Annotated in this window: 19 protein-coding genes; 4 read left to right on the forward strand and 15 right to left on the reverse strand. The window is 37.3% G+C overall.

Going from position 1 to position 19,066, the window contains the following annotated elements; translation table 11 throughout:
• The first annotated feature begins 68 nt into the window (after positions 1-68).
• The 3 genes from MKY46_RS15170 (at position 69) to MKY46_RS15180 (ending at position 3,343) form a co-directional block, all read left to right on the forward strand.
• Positions 69-1,118 carry a TRAP transporter substrate-binding protein gene (locus tag MKY46_RS15170; protein ID WP_036120455.1) on the forward strand — a complete coding sequence of 350 codons (1,050 nt, stop codon included), beginning with the start codon at positions 69-71 and terminating at the stop codon, positions 1,116-1,118.
• Positions 1,119-1,383: 265 nt separating this feature from the next.
• Entirely contained in the window at positions 1,384-2,643 is a 1,260-nt protein-coding gene (locus tag MKY46_RS15175; protein ID WP_036120458.1) for a dicarboxylate/amino acid:cation symporter, read from the forward strand.
• A gap of 163 nt (positions 2,644-2,806) precedes the next feature.
• Positions 2,807-3,343, forward strand: a complete 537-nt coding sequence (locus MKY46_RS15180; protein ID WP_036120461.1) for a tubby C-terminal domain-like protein — start codon at positions 2,807-2,809, stop codon at positions 3,341-3,343.
• 56 nt (positions 3,344-3,399) lie between these two features.
• Here the strand turns inward: MKY46_RS15180 and MKY46_RS15185 are convergent, their stop codons facing one another.
• Positions 3,400-4,026, reverse strand: coding sequence for a hypothetical protein (locus MKY46_RS15185; RefSeq protein WP_036120464.1), 627 nt, complete (start codon positions 4,024-4,026; stop codon positions 3,400-3,402).
• 150 nt (positions 4,027-4,176) lie between these two features.
• Positions 4,177-5,637: an IS1182 family transposase gene (locus MKY46_RS15190; protein ID WP_340833939.1), complete on the reverse strand. Its 1,461-nt coding sequence runs from the start codon at positions 5,635-5,637 to the stop codon at positions 4,177-4,179.
• Between the two features lie 316 nt (positions 5,638-5,953).
• Here MKY46_RS15190 and MKY46_RS15195 point away from each other — a divergent pair, with 316 nt between their 5' ends.
• Positions 5,954-6,133, forward strand: coding sequence for a hypothetical protein (locus MKY46_RS15195; RefSeq protein WP_036120467.1), 180 nt, complete (start codon positions 5,954-5,956; stop codon positions 6,131-6,133).
• Positions 6,134-6,317: 184 nt separating this feature from the next.
• On the opposite strand, the gene MKY46_RS15200 is transcribed toward MKY46_RS15195, so the two are convergent.
• From MKY46_RS15200 to rpoD, 13 genes are all read right to left on the reverse strand, one after another.
• Positions 6,318-7,643, reverse strand: a complete 1,326-nt coding sequence (locus tag MKY46_RS15200; protein WP_036125395.1) for a purine-cytosine permease family protein — start codon at positions 7,641-7,643, stop codon at positions 6,318-6,320.
• 58 nt (positions 7,644-7,701) lie between these two features.
• Positions 7,702-8,019 (reverse strand): cupin domain-containing protein, encoded by a 318-nt coding sequence (locus MKY46_RS15205; RefSeq protein ID WP_036125397.1) that lies wholly within the window; start codon positions 8,017-8,019, stop codon positions 7,702-7,704.
• A gap of 2 nt (positions 8,020-8,021) precedes the next feature.
• A complete protein-coding gene (locus MKY46_RS15210) occupies positions 8,022-9,776 on the reverse strand; it encodes a hydantoinase B/oxoprolinase family protein (RefSeq protein ID WP_036125401.1) in 1,755 nt (584 codons plus the stop codon).
• Positions 9,776-11,818 carry a hydantoinase/oxoprolinase family protein gene (locus tag MKY46_RS15215; RefSeq protein ID WP_036125405.1) on the reverse strand — a complete coding sequence of 681 codons (2,043 nt, stop codon included), beginning with the start codon at positions 11,816-11,818 and terminating at the stop codon, positions 9,776-9,778. The genes MKY46_RS15210 and MKY46_RS15215 overlap by 1 nt, the downstream gene beginning before the upstream one ends.
• A gap of 25 nt (positions 11,819-11,843) precedes the next feature.
• Entirely contained in the window at positions 11,844-12,389 is a 546-nt protein-coding gene (locus MKY46_RS15220) for a helix-turn-helix domain-containing protein (RefSeq protein ID WP_036125407.1), read from the reverse strand.
• 224 nt (positions 12,390-12,613) lie between these two features.
• Positions 12,614-13,153, reverse strand: a complete 540-nt coding sequence (locus MKY46_RS15225) for an NADPH-dependent FMN reductase (protein ID WP_036125410.1) — start codon at positions 13,151-13,153, stop codon at positions 12,614-12,616.
• 187 nt (positions 13,154-13,340) lie between these two features.
• Entirely contained in the window at positions 13,341-13,589 is a 249-nt protein-coding gene (locus MKY46_RS15230) for a DUF2164 domain-containing protein (protein WP_036125412.1), read from the reverse strand.
• Positions 13,590-14,191: 602 nt separating this feature from the next.
• Positions 14,192-14,416 carry a hypothetical protein gene (locus tag MKY46_RS15235; RefSeq protein ID WP_036120485.1) on the reverse strand — a complete coding sequence of 75 codons (225 nt, stop codon included), beginning with the start codon at positions 14,414-14,416 and terminating at the stop codon, positions 14,192-14,194.
• A gap of 15 nt (positions 14,417-14,431) precedes the next feature.
• Entirely contained in the window at positions 14,432-15,553 is a 1,122-nt protein-coding gene (locus tag MKY46_RS15240) for a Nif3-like dinuclear metal center hexameric protein (RefSeq protein ID WP_036120488.1), read from the reverse strand.
• A gap of 1 nt (position 15,554) precedes the next feature.
• Positions 15,555-16,247: a tRNA (adenine(22)-N(1))-methyltransferase gene (locus MKY46_RS15245; protein ID WP_036120491.1), complete on the reverse strand. Its 693-nt coding sequence runs from the start codon at positions 16,245-16,247 to the stop codon at positions 15,555-15,557.
• A gap of 163 nt (positions 16,248-16,410) precedes the next feature.
• Positions 16,411-16,770, reverse strand: a complete 360-nt coding sequence (cccA, locus tag MKY46_RS15250) for a cytochrome c550 (protein ID WP_036120495.1) — start codon at positions 16,768-16,770, stop codon at positions 16,411-16,413.
• A gap of 340 nt (positions 16,771-17,110) precedes the next feature.
• Positions 17,111-17,677 carry a hypothetical protein gene (locus MKY46_RS15255; protein WP_036120498.1) on the reverse strand — a complete coding sequence of 189 codons (567 nt, stop codon included), beginning with the start codon at positions 17,675-17,677 and terminating at the stop codon, positions 17,111-17,113.
• 233 nt (positions 17,678-17,910) lie between these two features.
• Positions 17,911-19,038, reverse strand: a complete 1,128-nt coding sequence (gene rpoD, locus MKY46_RS15260; RefSeq protein WP_004227165.1) for an RNA polymerase sigma factor RpoD — start codon at positions 19,036-19,038, stop codon at positions 17,911-17,913.
• Positions 19,039-19,066: the final 28 nt, after the last annotated feature.

Here is a 19,066-nt window from a genome sequence, read left to right on the forward strand (position 1 = left end):
ATTTTAGCGTACTCCATATGTTAGAATAACAAAAACATCAGAAAATACGAATAAATTGGGTGTATTCAATGAAAAAATTTATTATAGGAACGATGATTACTGTCTTTGCTTTAATCGTTACCATTAGTATTCAGCAAGGATTACTCTTTGCCAAGCCACTTCCCTATGATGATGAGCAAAATGGGTTAGACACACAAATAACGATTCATTTGAGTCATGTAGTTGCTGAGAATACGCCTAAAGGACAAGCGGCCAATAAATTTGCTGAGCTAGTAGAAGAAAAAACAAATGGGAAAGTTAAAGTACATGTCTACTCAAATTCTTCTTTATTCAATGATGAAAATGAGTTCCAGGCTTTACAAAAGGGAGACGTAGAAATGATTATTCCTACTTTTTCGAAGATGACCGCTTATGTTCCTAATTGGCAGGTATTGGATTTACCTTATTTATTTAAGACAGATGATGAAGTCAAGGAGGTTCTGACGGGTTCTATAGGTGAACAATTAGTCAACGAACTAGAGCCGTTTCATATTAAGGGACTTGGCTTTTGGTACAATGGCTTTAAGCATTTAACCTCTTCTGATCATCCTATCCATACATTTAAGGATTTACAGGGCTTACGTGTGCGAACGATGCCTAGTAAAACATTGGAAAAGCAATTTGAAGTGGTCAAAGCAACGCCTATGCCCATTTCCTTTAGCGAGGTTTTTACAGATTTAGAGAAGCATGCGATTGACGCGCAGGAAAATACAGCATCGAATATTTACTCAAAAGGTTTTTACAAAGTACAGAAACATATGACCATCACCCAGCATGGTATTTTGGGCTATGCTGTGTTAATGAACGAAACCTTTTGGAATTCCTTGCCTGTAAAAATTCAACACCAATTGTTGGATGCCATGAAAGAAACAACAGATTGGCAATTTGAACAGGCTGCACTGATGAATGAAAAAGATATGCAGAAGCTTAAACAACAAGATGACTTTGATGTTTATACAATGAGTCCACTAGAAAGACAGCGCTTTAAAGAGCAGCTTGCGCCTGTCTACGATTTTTATAAAGCCCATATTCAAAATGATCGCATCTTAACAGAGATTGAAAAAATCGTTGCGCCTTAATACTTTTGTTCATTAATGAAAGGTCCTTACTAACCGTAAGGATTTTTTCTTTTGTTTTATAATAGATTAGATAATCTCAAATCTACTATAAAACAGCCTGAACCCCCTGTTATTAATAGCTTTATCTCTCCCCTCTCTAAAAAATGAACAAAATGAACAATACAAACATTACGGTCATAAACACTATTGTCGGAAAATTTCAGCTATGATAACCACATGAAAGCGTTCACACAATATTCATAGATGTTGTAGGGGGAGAACTATTATGCGGATAAATTTTAAAAACTTAACAGTACAAGTGTTGATTGCCATTGTACTAGGGATCATTGTCGGGGCAACATTCCCTGAGTTCGGGGCAAAGCTAAAAATATTAGCGGACATCTTTATTAAACTAATTAAAATGTTAATAGCACCGATTATTTTCTTAACAGTCGTCATCGGTATTGGTAGTATGGGGGATGTCAAAAAGGTTGGGAAAATTGGTGGGAAGGCTTTAATTTATTTTGAAATTGTCTCAACATTTGCACTTGCGATTGGCTTAATTGTTGTCAATATTGTTCAACCAGGAAAAGGCTTTAATACAGATGCTGCCAGCGGTGCTGATGTTTCACAATATACAGATGCGGCGGCTGCAGAACATGGCTTAGGTGCTTTTATCATGCAAATTATCCCTGAAAATGTGGTAGGTGCATTAGCGAATGGTGAATTATTACCTGTCTTATTCTCAGCTGTTTTATTTGGACTAGCTGCAGCAGCGATTGGAGAACCAGCAAAACCTGTTATTAAATTTTTTGAACAAGTAGCAGATATTTTCTTTAAAATTGTTAACATGGTAATGAAAATTTCTCCTATTGGTGCGTTCGGTGCCATGAGTTATACAATCGGAAACTTCGGACTTAAATCACTTGGAAATTTAGGGTTTTTAATGTTATCCGTCTATACTACAATGTTTATTTTTATTGTTGTGATTATCGGATTAATTACACGCTACTTCGGCTTTAGTATTTTTAAATTTATTAAATACATTAAAGATGAAATTTTTATCGTTATTGGGACATCTTCATCTGAATCTGCACTACCTTCCATGATGCGTAAACTTGAAAACTATGGTTGTTCTAAGCAAGTAGTAGGGCTCGTTATCCCAACTGGTTACTCGTTTAATTTAGATGGCACTTCCATTTATTTATCAATGGCTGCTATCTTTATTGCACAGGCATATGGGGTGGATTTAGATGTTTGGCATCAAATTACGTTACTAGCCATCTTAATGCTTACCTCTAAAGGAGCAGCTGGTGTAACAGGCTCTGGCTTTATTACACTTGCCGCAACATTGGCAGCCTTTCCTATGATTCCAGTAGAAGGAATTGCCCTATTAATTGGCGTAGATCGCTTTATGTCAGAGGCACGTGCAGTGACAAATCTAATTGGAAACGGCGTGGCAACAGTGGTCGTGTCAAAAATGGAAAAAGAATTTGATACGGAGCAAGAAAAACGTGCTCTTGCAGGACATACTTCAATGCCATAACAACAAAAAGGCTGCTGAAAGCGAAATATTCGCCATTTCAGCAGCCTCTTTGTTTGGAAATAAAGTGATTATGTTACATTGCTCGGCTTGTTCTTTAGTAAGTAAATTTTCTTGAAACCTCCTCGACTGCTTACTCGTATAGATAATGACTGGAGGTTTCTTTATGGCAACATTTACACTTACCTATCCAAAAGCTTTTAAAAGCTTTACGGATATCCCAATCGTGAATGAACACAATGAAACAATATGTATGCTTCAAAAAGTAGATCGTTCCTCTACTGGTAAAATACTGAATGCCGTCCTGCTAGTAGCGGCTCAGCAAACATTACCGTATCGTTATGAAACGCGAACTACGTCAGGGGCACCACTTTTTCAAGTACAATCTACCCTATTAGCAAAAGGGGTCAGCCATCAAATTAGGATGCCTGATGGTAGCTCGATACCGATTCAGCGAAAAACAGTCCAATTATTAGAATCCTCTTATGCATTCAAAATGGACGATTTACATTTTCGATTTGAAAAGGATTTTACCTCTACAGCTTATTTATATTGCAATGATGAAAAGATTGCCAGTGCAAATCCTATTGAAAACGAACTAGTACGAACAGGCATACTATTTAAGCTTTTCCAAACAGACGATATGCACTTCGTTGCACTCCTAGCAACCCTTTATCAAGCACTCTTTGCATTCACTACATAGCCATGACAAAGGCATCGAGCGTTATTTCTCGATGCCTTTGTCATGACTTAAGATAGCTAATTTAGTTTTTCCCGCTGTGTATTTAATATGTTAATGACATAGGACTGATTTGGTGATGCATTTGTTTGTAAAATCTTCTTAATGGCTTGTTCCATCCTCATAGCTAACTGTAAATCTTCATGAGTGGCACTCTTTATCGTTGTTTGAATCGTAATGGTTGTTCGATTTTCAATGACTAAATATTCGTATACATCAAAAGTCTCTAAGCCTTTGATTAAATCTTCCATCAACAGGTTAATATCAGCCCCCAGCATTTTGTTGTCATCAAGCAATGAAGTAAACTCCCATCTTTCAAAAACAATCGGATAGTCCTTTAATGCGGAGGTTTTAATCACATTTTTTGCAATGGATTCCATATCTTTTTTGACGGACTGGAAATAGTCTTCTTCGCCTACAACCTGGATCACCAATTCCTTTTCTGCAGTCGTTTTGACATCAATGCCAATATACTTTTCAAGAAGCTTATCCTTCAATCTAGATAGGCTCAACTCTTCATTCGTAATAAGCGGTTGTCCCTCTTTTGTTGTTTCTGATTTATTATCTATTTTTATTTTATCAAACAGGATCAATAGAGATATGATGACGACTAACAATCCTATAACAAGCCCAAACCGTTTGACCATTGAATCCCTCCTGTTACGAAGGTATGACCCCATTCAAAACGAGGCCACTGAAAAACTTGCGTTTTTTATAAATAAATTCGTTTTAGAAAAAGATAGGGCGCTTCTTGTTCAATTTTGAACAGGAAACGCCCTATCTTTTTCACCTATTTATTACCCTTTTCCATTCAGAAGCTTTAAGATTCTTTTTAGATTGACAGCGAATATCGTCGTTGCTCCCTGAATTTGCATGCCAAATGAACCCGCAGCCGATGCTTGATCGTACCCGTGTTTATTTTTTAACTCACTATTTTTTGCTTCGATTTTATAACGTTCTCGAGCTAAGCGTTTAAATTCTTCTGTTTCTTGAAAAGCTTGTTGGTCTAAATGTTCTTCTGATTTAATGGCAACAGAATAGGTCTTAGTTTTTGCACCTTCTTTAAAACACCCTTCTCGGAGTGGACAGACCTTACATTTTTCAATGTCAAAAAAATAAACCATTCTTGCACTTGCTCCTGGGTGTGAATCTGGTTTTTTACTTTTTCTATTTGCTAAATGTCCTGCTGGACATACAAATAAACCTGCATCTTTATTAAAGTCAAATCCTTTTCCGTTTCCTCGCCCATTTTGAGTAATCATTGGATTTAACTTAGAAATCAGTTGAATGCTTTGTTCTTTTGTATAAAGTAAATTGTTTTTCCCTGAATAAGCTGTGTCAGCGATGACTGTTTCAACTTCCATTCCTGTTACTTTACTTTTTTCAATCAGTTCTTGTAGATAATGTCCATCTGATTTTTCACCTGTTGTAACGACTGCTGCTGTAATTATACGTTCATCACTAATTGCTAAATGTGTTTTATAACCAAAGAAAGAACTGTCTGCTGTTTTATGTCCTACTCGTGCATCGGTGTCTGTTGAATAATTTAGATGTTCTTGCGTATCTTCTACAGCTTCTTTTAACACGTTCAATTTTTCCTTTACAGCTGGTAGATGAGCGATTTGTGGTTTATTTTCAATAATGGCAATCAATCTTTCACAGTAAGTTAATTCATCTTTTACTTCGTTAGAAGTATTCTTCTTTGGAAATTTTTCTTTCATGGATTTATCAAATTGATACACTGCTTTGCGGGTATATTTTGATTTTTCTTGTAAAAATTCTTTCGGTGATTTTTGGTTATAACGTGCTTTGGTATGTGTTGCGTCCACAATGATTGTTTTACTTTTGATAATGTTCTTTTCGAGTGCGATTTCAACTGTTTTTCCAATGAGCATATCTAATAAACTTACATTTTGAAGACGCAGTCTTCGGAATTTTGTGAGTGAACTTGAATCAATCACGTCATCTTCTGGCGCCATACCTAAAAAATACTTGAAAGACATGTCATATTTTGAACGTTCGACAAGGTCTACATCAGATACATTAAAAATGGCTTTTAACAATAAGTACTTAAACATTCGAATCGGAGGAATCGCATTTCTTCCATTGTCTAAACAATATTTTGTTTTCAATTCTTCTAAAATGAATGAGAAATCCACTAGTTCGTTAATTTGACGAAGCATATTATCTTTTGGCACGACAATATCGTAAATGGCCATATATGGACTTAAGTTGAAAGTCTCTTGGTTTGAAATCATTGGGAACACCACCTGCATTTAGTCACTCAATTATAAATTAAAAAGGCGAGGTATTCGACGATTCAATCGTCGAATACCTCGCTAAGTGGAACCAGATGAAGTTTTTCAGTGGCCTCTTCAAAACAATATTCACTGTTTTCATGGTCCTGTTCTATCAAATTTATCTCATCGAATAGCTTGTCATTGGATTGCTTATTTTTACCCACATATTCCGGGACACGAAATAAATTTGCTTGTTTTTGTCCATTCTGTGTTACGCTTTTCAAAAAGGAGTACACTAAAGGGGTAGTAATTCTATCATTTTGGAGGGTTTTATATGGGGACAAAAGCAGCGGAAATTAAAAATATGCTAACATTGAATCTACTTATACAAATTTTAGAGGAACGTGGCATTATGACTGATAAAGAATTAAAGGAACGCCTCACAAATACAGTAAAACTATCTTCTATGGAGAATGATTTAAAAGAAAAAGTCATTGAAGAAATCAAACATTAATGGTAGCTGTCTCAACCAAAGGGCCACTTTCATGTTGATCGTATTACTGAAAGTGGCCGTTCTATTAATTTGAAACTCATAGGAAAAATCTCTACTCCTGTTACGATTTCCATTGTAAAGTTGCATTTTATTTTAATATGGAACTACCTTCAAAAATGATCCTCCAGTATCCTTTGATTAATCCCTAATCCGATAGATTATTTCCTGTAAATTGATCAGGGGCCACTTGTTTCTTTACTTTCATTGCGATTAAATAAACAACGATCGAAACAAATAAAGATAGTACTGCAGGTAAACCCATTGGATTTACATATTGGAAATAGTACCCAATCATAACAGCTGCAACGACAGCAATCGTAGCCATCCAATTCCATCCTTTTATTTCAACCCATTGTCTTTTACGGATTAAAAAGAAGTCAGCAAACATAACACCTGCTATTGCTGGATAAAGCAAAGCTGTTAAATACAGAAAGTCTGTGAAGTAATCTAGAATGCCCATTAACGCAATGATTATGGCAATTATGGTACCAATAAATGTGAGTAACGCACGCCCCTTACCTGATGTCACATTTAAAACATTAGCTAACGCTAATCCCATACTGTAATTGTTAACCAATTGAGATGTCCAAGTAGCTAACCATAAGATGAGGAAACCCCAAACTGGAAAACCTAAATTCATCATAACATTCACGATATCAGGATCTCCCACACCCACAGACATGATGGCTCCTACAATAAATAGAGGGAATCCAATTAAAACTATCCCACTTGGAATAATAAAATTGTCTTTCCAAGTCGGCTTTGCGTACCGAGTGTAGTCAGAAGCAATTACCCATTGTGACACATTGACACCAATTACAAGGCTAATAGCTGCCATTATGGTCATCGATGGTTCAGGACTCCAAGTTGCAATTGTCTGCCAGCCCGTATTTTTTAATGCTAAATAAATACCACCAACAATTAACAATAAACCCGATGGGACAGCTAAATAATCTGTCCACTTCATTGAACCATAGCCAATAATTGAAGGTGCAGCAAAAAGAAGACCTGCCACTGTCGTGACTATTGCCCAAGCTAACCAGTCATGTTTATAGTCGATCCCAAACATAGCAGCAATGGCATTTCCAGCAACAGCCGTTTGTAATGCCCACCAGCCAAGTGAAACAATAAATATTGTCAATCCAACTATTAACTTAGCTTGAACCGTTCCAAAGCTTGTTTTGGCAATAACTGAAGAAGGTAGCCCTGTTTTTGCACCGATATATCCTTGTAATGCATTACCAAGCCATTGAAAAACAAATAAAGCAATGATCAATATTAAAAAAATCTTACCTAATCCGAAACTAGCCGATAAACTTGCTCCTACCATTAAAACGGGAATGGTAAATTCAAGCCCACCAAATATCATTGTTGGTGTAATCCAATGTTGACGATCTTTCTCTGGTATTGGCGTTAATGCAGGATCTTTCCCAAGCATAGATGTTTTTTCTGTGTTGACTTCATTTTTCATTTTACTTAACCCCCTTACTGTATGTGTTTATTCGTAGCTTGTTTTCTATTAAATCTCTTTATCTTATATCCAATAGCGCATAGACAAGTTCAACCACTTCATCACTATCATTTTTACACCAATGAGGTTCTCCAGCAGGAATATAGGAAGCTTCTCCTTGTGAAATTCGGTAATTTTCTCCACCGGATTCTCCAGTTAAAGTACCTTTTACAATAAAGGAGTACTCATTTTCTAAATGAGAAGTTGTCCCTTCTAATGGTAACCGCTCCCCTGGTTTTATTTGGACAAAGCCAAACTTTATTTGGCTATCGTTGTATTTGTCTTGAAATAGGTTCTGTTGAACAATATCTTTCTGTGATACTTCTTTAATAATCATAGTTATTCTCCCTTTACTACTCGATTTCTTTCTGGCATTTCTTTAAAGCTGTAGTCTGACTCATCTACAAGAACATGAAAAATAGCTTCTGCTTCTTTTCTTGAAAAATAGCCATTTTTCACATCATGTGCTACCTGTTCCGCTGGACGTTTAAGTGGATTGCCATAGCCTCCACCCGTGCCAGTCATTAATTGAACCACATCATTTTTATCTAGTTTATATCTTGGATAGACCCCGAATGGTCCATCTACCTGGCCATTCGCTTTTTTTACATAAAATTCATTCGGCGAACCTTCATGTCCATTGTCAATCCCCCATGGTAAAAACTTATTCCTACCAAAGGTCACTGTTACTGCTTGATTGTCCGTCATGGCTCTATAGGATCTGATTACTCCTTTGCCACCAATGTATTCTCCAGCCCCTGCTCCATTTCTATCTTCTCTTAAACAATATTCATCAATTAACACACCATAGCGAGTTTCCGCTACCTCAATTGGCACATTATACGTCTCACCATCCGAAAAACAGAATTGACCAGAGGCTCCATCAGCATCGTTTCCACCACCCCATCCACCTACTGATGGCTCAACAATTAAAAATGGCTCTCCTGTATCATGATGTGTACCACTTAACGTTACAGCACAAACGGATAAAAACTGACCAGCAGTTAATCGACTCGGTATATGTGGTGCCAAGGCTTTCCATACTAAATCTAAGCTGCCAAGCAAGGTTTCAAAATAATTGGACACAGGTACTGGTCTTTCCGCAGACATAATTGATTGAGGATCAACAATTATTTTTAGTGGTCTAAACACACCATCATTTACATCCTGCGCTGGATTTGTAATAGCTAAGAAGATTGCACGTACAGCTGATGCTAAACCTGTATAGGAACAATTCATTGGTCCAGGTACTTGAGGAGAACTTCCCCTAAAATCACAAATAAATTCATCATCTGATATTGTCACTTTCACTTTTATTGGAAATGGTCCGTTACCAATCCCATCTGTATCAATAAAATCTTCTGCGTAAAATTCTCCTTTAGGTAATCTAGCAAGCTCCTGCTTGGCCATCGCTTCGCCATGATCTAAATGATATTCAATTGCTGCCAATATGGTAGCTAATGTGTATTTATCACACAATTCCCTTACTCGTTTTTCTCCTGTTCGAAGAGCTGCAACTTGTGCAAACATATCTCCTAAAGATAGATCTGGGAATCGCACATTTGAACGTATTATTTCAACAAGTGCTTCATTCAATTTACCTTCGTCATAAAGTTTGATACATGAAAACTGTAGTCCCTCTTGAAATATGTCAACAGAATCGTTAGTAAATGAACCCGGATCCTTCCCTCCAACTTCAGTCCAATGAGCTTTATTAGCTGAAAAGGCAATTAATTGACCTTTATAAAAAATTGGCATTACGAGTCCAACATCTGAAAGGTGTGAACCGCCGCCTTGATAAGGATCATTAATTATAATGATATCTCCTTCTTTTAATTTATCTCCTGGATATTTTTTTAACGTTTCTTTTACCATAAAAGTGAGCATGCCGATAAAACCTGTCACACCATTACCCTGAGTTAATAAATTACCTTCTGAATCTGTTAAGCCACTCGCATAATCTAATACTTCATAAATAATGGGACTCATTGAAGTTCGTGCTAAAGCTACAAACATTTCATCTCCAGCAGATAGCAGTGCATCCTTCACAATTTCTAAAGTAAATGGATCAATTTGCGGATTGATTGCAGTCATTACGCTTCCTCCTTTTCAATAACAATATTTCCATAAGCATCTATATAGAGTGATTGCTTATGATAGATTACGGTAGCTGCAGCTCTTTCTTCCACAATAGCAGGACCACTTATCTTCATTTCAATAGGTAATAGCTCACGATCATATATATTTGTTCTCACCCAGCCATCATTTTCAAAATAAACATTGCGTTGTTCTATTAATGCGTCTTGTAAGCTAGTATGGCGCTCAATCGTTTTTAATTTAGGTTTACCAACCTTCCCAAAGGCCGTCACATGAATATTAACGATTTCTGTCTCTGCTTCTGGTAGTTTAAATGTAAAATTCTTTTCATGTAATAAATTAAAATCTGCAATCGCTTTATCTAACACTCGTTGATTCCATTCACCGCCCTCTACAGGTACCTTCACAGTATGCTCCTGGCCTAGATAACGCATATCTGCATAGCGTTGGAAAAATACATTATCTTTGTCCATACCTTCTTCTTGGAAATGTTGGAATGCCTGACGTTCAATATTTGCCCATATTGAGTTCATTTTTGTTAAATCAAGATTATTCATTCGTTTAATGTATGTTTGAATATAATCATGACGTAAATCTGTCATGAGCATCCCCCATGCAGAAAACACCGGTGATGCAATTGGAATAATAACCTTTTTAACACCTAATTCCAATGCTAAAGCAGGTGCATGCATCGAACCTCCCCCACCAAATGCAATCAAGGTAAAGTCTTGAGGGTTATGACCTTTACGAATAGAAATCAACTTTAGAGCATTTAACATATTGGAATTGGCGATACGAATAATTCCAAGTGCCGCTTCTTCAGCAGACATATGAAAATGTTTCCCAATTTTTTCTTCAATTGCATTTTTCACATTGTTCAAATTCACCTCGTAATCAAAGTTCTTCGGTGATAATCTACCAGTTAATAAATTTGCATCCGTTGTGGTCGGCTCTGTTCCACCTTGACCATATGCAACTGGGCCTGGTCGAGCACCCGCTGACTGCGGCCCTACTTTTAATGAACCTGCACCATCAATCCATGCAATGGAACCACCACCGTTACCAATCTCAACAATATCAACAACTGGTGTTTTAATTGGATAACCTGCGCGTCGAGTATCTTTTTCGATATAGTAATCTGTAGAAACTTTTACTTCGCCATTTTCAATCAATGAACATTTTGCTGTTGTTCCACCAATGTCGAAAGCAATAATATTTTTTTCTCCTAGTAATTCACCGAGTACCGCTGCACCTAAAATACCAGCAACTGGGCCTGATTCTACCATATTAATTGGTAAACGCTTCGCATTATCAAATTTAGTGGTACCACCATTTGACTGCATAATATAACTTTGCTCTATATCAATAGTATCTTGTAATTTTTGCTCAAGTCGATCAATATAAGTTGTTGCAGTTGGTTGTACATAAGCATTTAAAACCGCTGTATTAGTGCGTTCATATTCACGCCACTCTTGTGTAATTTCACTGGAAGCGGTTACCTGAACTTCTGGCCACAATTCCTTTATTTTTTCTACAGCTGCTTTTTCATGCTCGTTATTAACATAGGAGTGTAAAAAAGAGATTGCAATGGCCTCAACCTGTTCCTTCTTGAAATATTCAACTATTTCTTCTAGTTCATTCATTTCCAGAGCTGCTAATACTTGTCCCTTATAATTAAGTCTTTCAGTTACTTCTCTGCGTAAATATCGTTCTACAAATGGCTGTGGTTTTTGATACTTAACATTAAATAAATCAGGTCGATTTCCACGAGCAATTTCCAACACATCCCTAAACCCCTTAGTTGTAATTAGACCCGTCTTTGCTCCTTTACGCTCAGTTAAAGCATTGATAATAACCGTTGTGCCATGGATAAACATTTCTAAATGCTGTTGATCCACTCCACTTTTCTTAATAACATCAATGACTCCTTGTTCAAAATTTGGAGGAGTTGTATTACTTTTTTCATAGCCGAAGTTTCCATGTTCATCAACATACACTAAATCTGTAAATGTACCCCCAATATCTGTTGCGACTCTCATTCCATCCACCCAACCTTCCTTTTTTTTAGAAAATCACTGGCGTTAACACACTTAAAACAATACTTTCTTCATTCAAAGGATTTTCCCATGAATGTGGAACTTCAGAAGGATAATGAATTGTTTCACCTTCTCTAAGAAAATATTCTTGCCCATCAACCTTAAATAGGACAGCACCCTTTAATACGTAATAAAACTCTTCCCCTGGATGACTCGATTCTTGATTTTTGTCCATTTGACCCGGGGCCAGCTTCACAAGCAACGGTTCAAGATTTCTTCCACTAAAATGTCCATTAAGTCGCGTATATTCTATCGAAGATGCTTCTAATTTAAATGGTTTGCGATCAGTTTCTTTTACGACATACGTATTATTTGAATCGGACTCAAAAAAGTAGGTGATCGGAACTCCAAATGCATCAGCTATTTTTTTTAGAGATGTAATAGCCAGTGAAGATGACCCCCTTTCTATTTGTGAAAGAAAACTAATCGATAAGTTTGTTTTTTCACTTAAATTCTTTAATGTCATGCCTTGATCAATCCTTGTTTTTTTTATGGTTTGATGAATATCTTCCAAATTGCCACCTCTTTTTTTGATTACACTGTATTTTTTGAAGTATAACTATAATTTTTTTAATAGTATCATATTATTTTCAGAATTGAAAGAATATTTTTAATTTTAGTATTTTCACAAAAATAAAAAACTCCATTCACCGTACTAGTGAATGGAGAAGAGTTATTTTATTAACACATTTAAGCAAAAAAACAATATGCACATAGAACGTGCATATTGCCATGAAATTATGATCGAATTGTTTTTAAAGCGGTTGCCCACGGTACGAGCTGATCTAACATTTGATGAACAGAATCTGCTTGCACCTCTTTTGGTTTAAAGACAGAGCCATTTTCAAAATCAGTAAATAAAGATAGTGCTGGATGCACACGGACATCGGCAACTAGTAATTCTCCAAGAATACCTCGTAAATGCTCAGCTGCACGAGCACCTCCAACAGAACCATAAGAAACGATTCCAGCAGCTTTATTATTCCATTCCACTCGTAAATAATCTAATGCATTTTTTAATGCACCTGTAATGGAGTGATTGTACTCAGCAACAATAAAGACAAAGCCGTCGCATGCTCCGACTTTTTCTGACCAGGCCGCTACTCCTGAAGCATCTCCGCCCGGCTCCCCTAAAAGCGGTAATTTAAAATCAGCGATATCAATTATTTCATATTCCGCATCACGACGTTTTTCTGCCACTTCCTTTACCCATGTGCCAACCTGTGGGCTTACACGACCCTCTCGCGTACTTCCTAAAATAATGCCGATTTTTAACATATGACGCCTCCTCTTTTTCATCCGTTCTTGTGACTCCATCATCGTTCATTGTACGCGATCGCCACTCGTAACCATTTTGGTCAGGAACATACCCCTTTATTCATCACTAATTTGTCAGCCTAGAATAATCAGAATTAAATTAACATAATTTTTTATTTTCTGTCAATTATTTAAACTAGAGGGACGATTATTTCATTTTAATAGGTTGCTCCAATGCCTCCAATTCCTCCTCAATAGAGGCATATTGTCTTTCCACTACATATTTGGCATCGGATAGAGCGGCATTATAAATATGAGGAGCAATATGTTCCTTGATAAAATCGAATACACGCTCTGCTTCAAATTCACTAATATCTTCATCACGCTGATTATAGAAAAACCGTTGAATATCAGCCAGTATCATTTCTTGCTGATCTTTTGATAATCGAATAAACAAGTCAAATCTCCCCATTCCTATTCTTTGATTTCTCCTCCATCTTATCACTACCTATAGATTCTTTGCCTATTAAAAAGGCTGAATACTAGTTCTACTAGCATTCAGCCCATAGTGTTGAAAAGCAAAACCATCCATAGAATTTATGTGAAAGGTGAAAAAGGATTTCCGTTGCAGGCTACTTGCTTTCCTGTGGGCGAGCGCCGAGCCGCTCCGTTTAGAGGCTCGCCTGTCTCGCTATCCCACAGGAGCCAAGTGGCCTTCCACTCCATAAATTTAGCAAAGGTTCAAGTGAAGGCATTCACTCCTCTTTTATGGAGGGGTGTTGTCACACATCACTTCTCCACATTGAAAATAAGAAGCTATCTTTTGCAGAATGGTTGATTGGAGTGGAGCCAGCGTCACTCCTAGGGGATTTAGCGTCACAGAGGAGACGCTGGAGCGAACGCAGTGAGTGAAGCGGCTCATCGGACGCCCCCTGGAAAGGACGCTGGCGGAATGGAAATCAACCCCTCGCCTTTCAAAATTGCTTATTCTGCCGTTGACATTACCTTTTTTCAACAACATAGGCTGAATACTAGTTCCACTAGCATTCAGCCACCATCTTATTGTTTACATTCAAATGAATAGCTAGTGGATAAAAAGTTTTTTTCCTTTGATACAATCGCTTGTCCACCATCATTTTCACATTGCTGTGTCATCGCATCTATTTTCTTGTCATTGATCGTATTTGTCATCACCGTCATACCAATGCCAAAAACAGCAATGAATAAACCAATTATAATCCATAACTTACCCGTCTTATTGCCTCCAGGTCTATCATTCGCCACATTTGTTCCCCTCGCTTATACAAATAAAAATGGTTCTGTATTGATGGTTGATTGTACAAATTCAACATGGTATTTTTTATCCTCACATAGTTCAGCCATTTTTTTGGCTACCCCTGCAATCATCACCTTTTCTACATGATGACCCGGATCTACAATTTGCAAATCAATGGCTTGTGCGTCCTGTGCTGTATGGAAGTACATATCACCCGTTAAGAAAACATCTGCTCCAGCGCGTTTTGCCGCATAAATATATTTATTGCCGTCTCCACCAACAAGCGCCACTCTGTTAATCTTCGATTGTAAATCACCAACCACACGAACTGCTGGAACTTCTAACTGCTGCTTTACAAATTCTGCAAATTGTTGTAGCGTCATTTCTTGTGGCAAGTATCCTACTCGCCCCAACCCCATAACATTAGTTTGCTGCTCAAGACGTATCACATCATAAGCGGGTTCCTCATAAGGATGACTAGTAAGCATCGCCTTTAATACGCGGTTTTTGATGGATTCAGGAAATACGACCTCGACCTTTACCTCTTCCTCCACATGTAATTCATCAATAGTGCCAACGAATGGATTTGCTCCTGCTAATGCACGGAATCGTCCTTCTCCAGTCGTCGTATAACTGCATGCTTCATAGTCACCAATACGACCTGCCCCAGCCTTTGCTAGAGCCTCACGTAATACTTCTGCATTGGCAGTAGGTATAAAGACAGCTAGCTTGAACAGATTTTCGGCATACGTTTCTTCTAATATGGAACAATTTTTTAGCTGTAGGGCATCTGCTAGTAGATCATTGACCCCACCTTCAGCTACATCTAAATTAGTATGGGCCGCATAAACAGCGATATCGTGTTTAATCAGCTTTTCATATAGGCGTCCCGCTGGTTGATCTGTGCGGATATTCGACAGACGTCTAAAGATTGGTGGATGGTGCGCGATAATCAGCTCACAGCCCTTTTCTATTGCCTCGTTTGCAACAGCATCATTAACATCTAACGTCACCAATACTCTATGGACAGGTTTATTGAGTGTCCCTATAGCTAACCCAATTGGATCATTGTCCATGCAAGCAAGTTTCTTGGGCGACCATGCTTCGAACACTTGAATGATTTCTTGACCATTCACGGTTTTCATCTTACAAAACTCCTTTCACTAAATGTATCAGAGCCATTAACTCTGCACGCTTTTCTTCAATTTCAGGTGTTTGTTCTGCCTCTTCAATGGATTGTAGCACTCGTTGCCAGTTGTCTTTTTCGCGTAACCATTTTTTCATAAATGCTGGTGATTTGCGCTGGCTTAGTTTAGGACCAAATAAAATCTCTGCTGTAGATAGCTTCATTTGTCCTCTTTGCAATACAAGGATTTCATAGATTTTATCATCTTCCTCTAAGATCTCTTCATCCAGAATCGCCCACTGATGTGCTAACGCCCACTCACGAATGACCTTAGCATGAATATTGGGCTGTAAAATAAGACGTGTGACACCTTGAAGCTTTTCAGGATACTTATCTAGGATGGAAACAATCAAAGGTCCACCCATCCCAGCAATTGTGACTGTGTCCACATGGTCAGTCATTTCAATCGCTGCTAATCCATCTGCAAGACGTACGGTAATATTCTCCGTTAAGCCTTCCTTTTGTACTTGTCCTACAGCTGATTCATAGGGTCCTTTTACAACCTCTCCTGCGATGGCACGAGAAGCAGTTCCCTGATGAATCAAATAGCATGGTAGATAGGCATGGTCACTACCGATATCTGCCATAATAGCTCCTGTGGGAACAAATTTTGCTACTGTTTCTAATCGTTTTGAAAGTTTTTGTGCGTTCATTTTATACCGCCTATCTTCAATAGAGTCCATTAATAGTATGGATGATGTCGTGAAAAAAAACAAATGGAGTTGCCCCACATTTTTTGTGGACAACCCCATTTTTATTATGTAGCTGAAGATAAAAGTAGCTGTACTATGTCAGTACAGCTACTTGTCAGTCATACTATTCTAAAGTAGAAATGTATTCAGCGATTGCTTTTGCTTCCTCTTCAGTTTTCATGTTCGGTTGCATTGGAGTACCTTCGATACCCTTTGTTAAAACTTCAACGATATGGGCTTCATCTAAGCCATGTAGGTTTGGACCCATACTACCACTTAAATCATTACCGTGACAACCGATACAAGATTGTACTAGTGCTGCACCATCATCGTTTGCATCTGTAGTTTCAGTAGTTTCGCCACCGCCCTCATGTTCAGCAGCAATTTCTTTCTTGTTATCTGCACCTTGTAAAGACATGAAGAAAATAAGACCAATACCAAATGCCAGAATTAAGATGTAAGGAACGACTGGATTGTTTTTCATAAGTTTCCCCTCCTCATTTTAAGTCTACTTCTATTATAATATAGAATCAGTCAACATCTAATATTGTACTTCATTAACAAAGAAACGAAAAGCCCTATTCGCTAAGTTTTCCTTTGTTTGTAACAAATTCGACATTTCTGTATCTATTGGATAAAATATGTCTTGCCAACCCCAAAATTTGGTCATATTTATCCTTTTCCATACCATTGTTTTCATTACGATTCTGTTGTTATCATACCCTTTGCACACGTACATATACCAAAAAATTAAAAAATCTGTATGTCTTGTATCAACATACAGATTCTCATGTAATAATAATTTCAATATAATATTTGCTGTATCAAGATAGATTTATGATATAATATCCAATCAGTGCTACTAACCCTAAAACACCTGAGACTGTGAAATATAGCAGTTTCATTTTAATACCCGACCAAAGCCAAATTATACAATTCGCTGCAATCAAACAAAACAAAACCGTATTATTTCCACTAAAATATGTAGTGCAAATACGAATAGACATACTAAATAGCAGAATGGCTGCCAGTACATGAAAAATAGGCGCCAGTAGATGTTTTTTTTGTGCCATTTGCCATGCAGCAATAAATAAGATGCATGCCCCTAATCCCACAACCACAGTTAATATCAAAGTCAAAGATTGCATTGTAAAATAGAGTGTCAAAACAGCCATGATGGCGATACATAGACCCACTACTAATAGGACCATTTTTCTTTTTTCTGATGGCAAAATCGCTTGTTTAGGATGTTGCACTGGCTCTAACTCCTCTATATCAGCCCCTTCTGTATAAAGAGCTGCTAAAAAGTCACAATAGTGCTCTGGTAAAAGTTTATTTTGCTTCCAAAATAAAATTTCATTAAGGATTATTTTCTTTCGAGGATTTGTCATAATGATAGCTCCAAACATTGCTTAATAATGGTTGTATTACAATTTTATCTCACAATTTTGGAAAACACATCTGTATAAAGTCGCAAATCTTTCATTTCCTTCATTCTAATTATCTATTATTGTCGAAAATAAGAAAGTCGAGTAGCGGGGCTTATTACCTTTTCAGTATATAAAAAAGGAGCTATCCCAACTAGGTATATTCACACTAGTCGGATAGCTCCATCTATTTAAATTTATTCTAAGAAATCTTTTAAACGTTTACTGCGAGAAGGATGACGTAATTTTCTTAATGCTTTCGCCTCGATTTGACGAATACGCTCACGAGTTACGCCAAAGACTTTTCCTACCTCTTCTAATGTACGTGTGCGACCATCATCTAATCCAAAACGTAAACGAAGTACGTTTTCTTCACGGTCTGTTAACGTATCTAGTACATCTTCTAATTGCTCTTTTAACAGTTCATAGGCTGCATGGTCAGATGGAGATTGTGCTTCAGAATCCTCAATAAAGTCTCCTAAATGTGAATCATCTTCTTCTCCAATTGGTGTTTCAAGAGATACTGGTTCTTGTGCAATTTTTAAAATTTCACGAACTTTTTCAGGTGTTAAATCCATTTCCTCTCCAATTTCTTCTGGAGAAGGCTCACGACCCAAATCTTGTAAAAGTTGACGTTGTACACGTATTAATTTATTAATGGTTTCGACCATATGAACAGGAATACGAATCGTACGAGCTTGGTCAGCAATCGCGCGTGTAATTGCCTGACGAATCCACCATGTAGCGTAAGTAGAGAATTTAAATCCTTTACGGTAATCGAATTTTTCAACAGCCTTAATCAGACCCATATTCCCTTCTTGGATTAAATCAAGGAATAGCATACCACGACCAACATAACGTTTTGCAATCGATACAACTAAACGTAAGTTCGCCTCTGCTAAACGTTTACGTGCTTCCTCGTCTCCTTGCTCAATACGCTCTGCAAGTGCAATTTCCTGCTCAGCAGATAGTAAATCTACTCGGCCAATTTCTTTTAAATACATACGTACAGGGTCATTTATTTTAACACCTGGTGGTACACTCAAATCGTTTAAGTCGAAAGTTTCTTCATTTGCTTCTTCTTTCATTAGACTTTCTTCTTCAAATTCTTCTTTTCCAATGATTTGAATGTCTTTATGCTTTTCAAGATCCTCAGCAAAATGGAAAATTTCTTCATTTTCCAATTCATAAGGTGTTAGTTTCTCTGAAATTTCTTTCATCGAAATTTCACCTTCTGTTTTCGCTTTTTCTTGTAGGAATTTTTTTGCATCATCTAATGTAATTTCTACTTCTATCTCTTTTGAACGTTCTGACTTGTCCGCCATAAACCTTCCTCCTTCTAAACAACCGAAT

This window comes from Lysinibacillus sp. FSL M8-0355, from assembly GCF_038008985.1.
GTDB classification, from domain to species: domain Bacteria; phylum Bacillota; class Bacilli; order Bacillales_A; family Planococcaceae; genus Lysinibacillus; species Lysinibacillus fusiformis_D.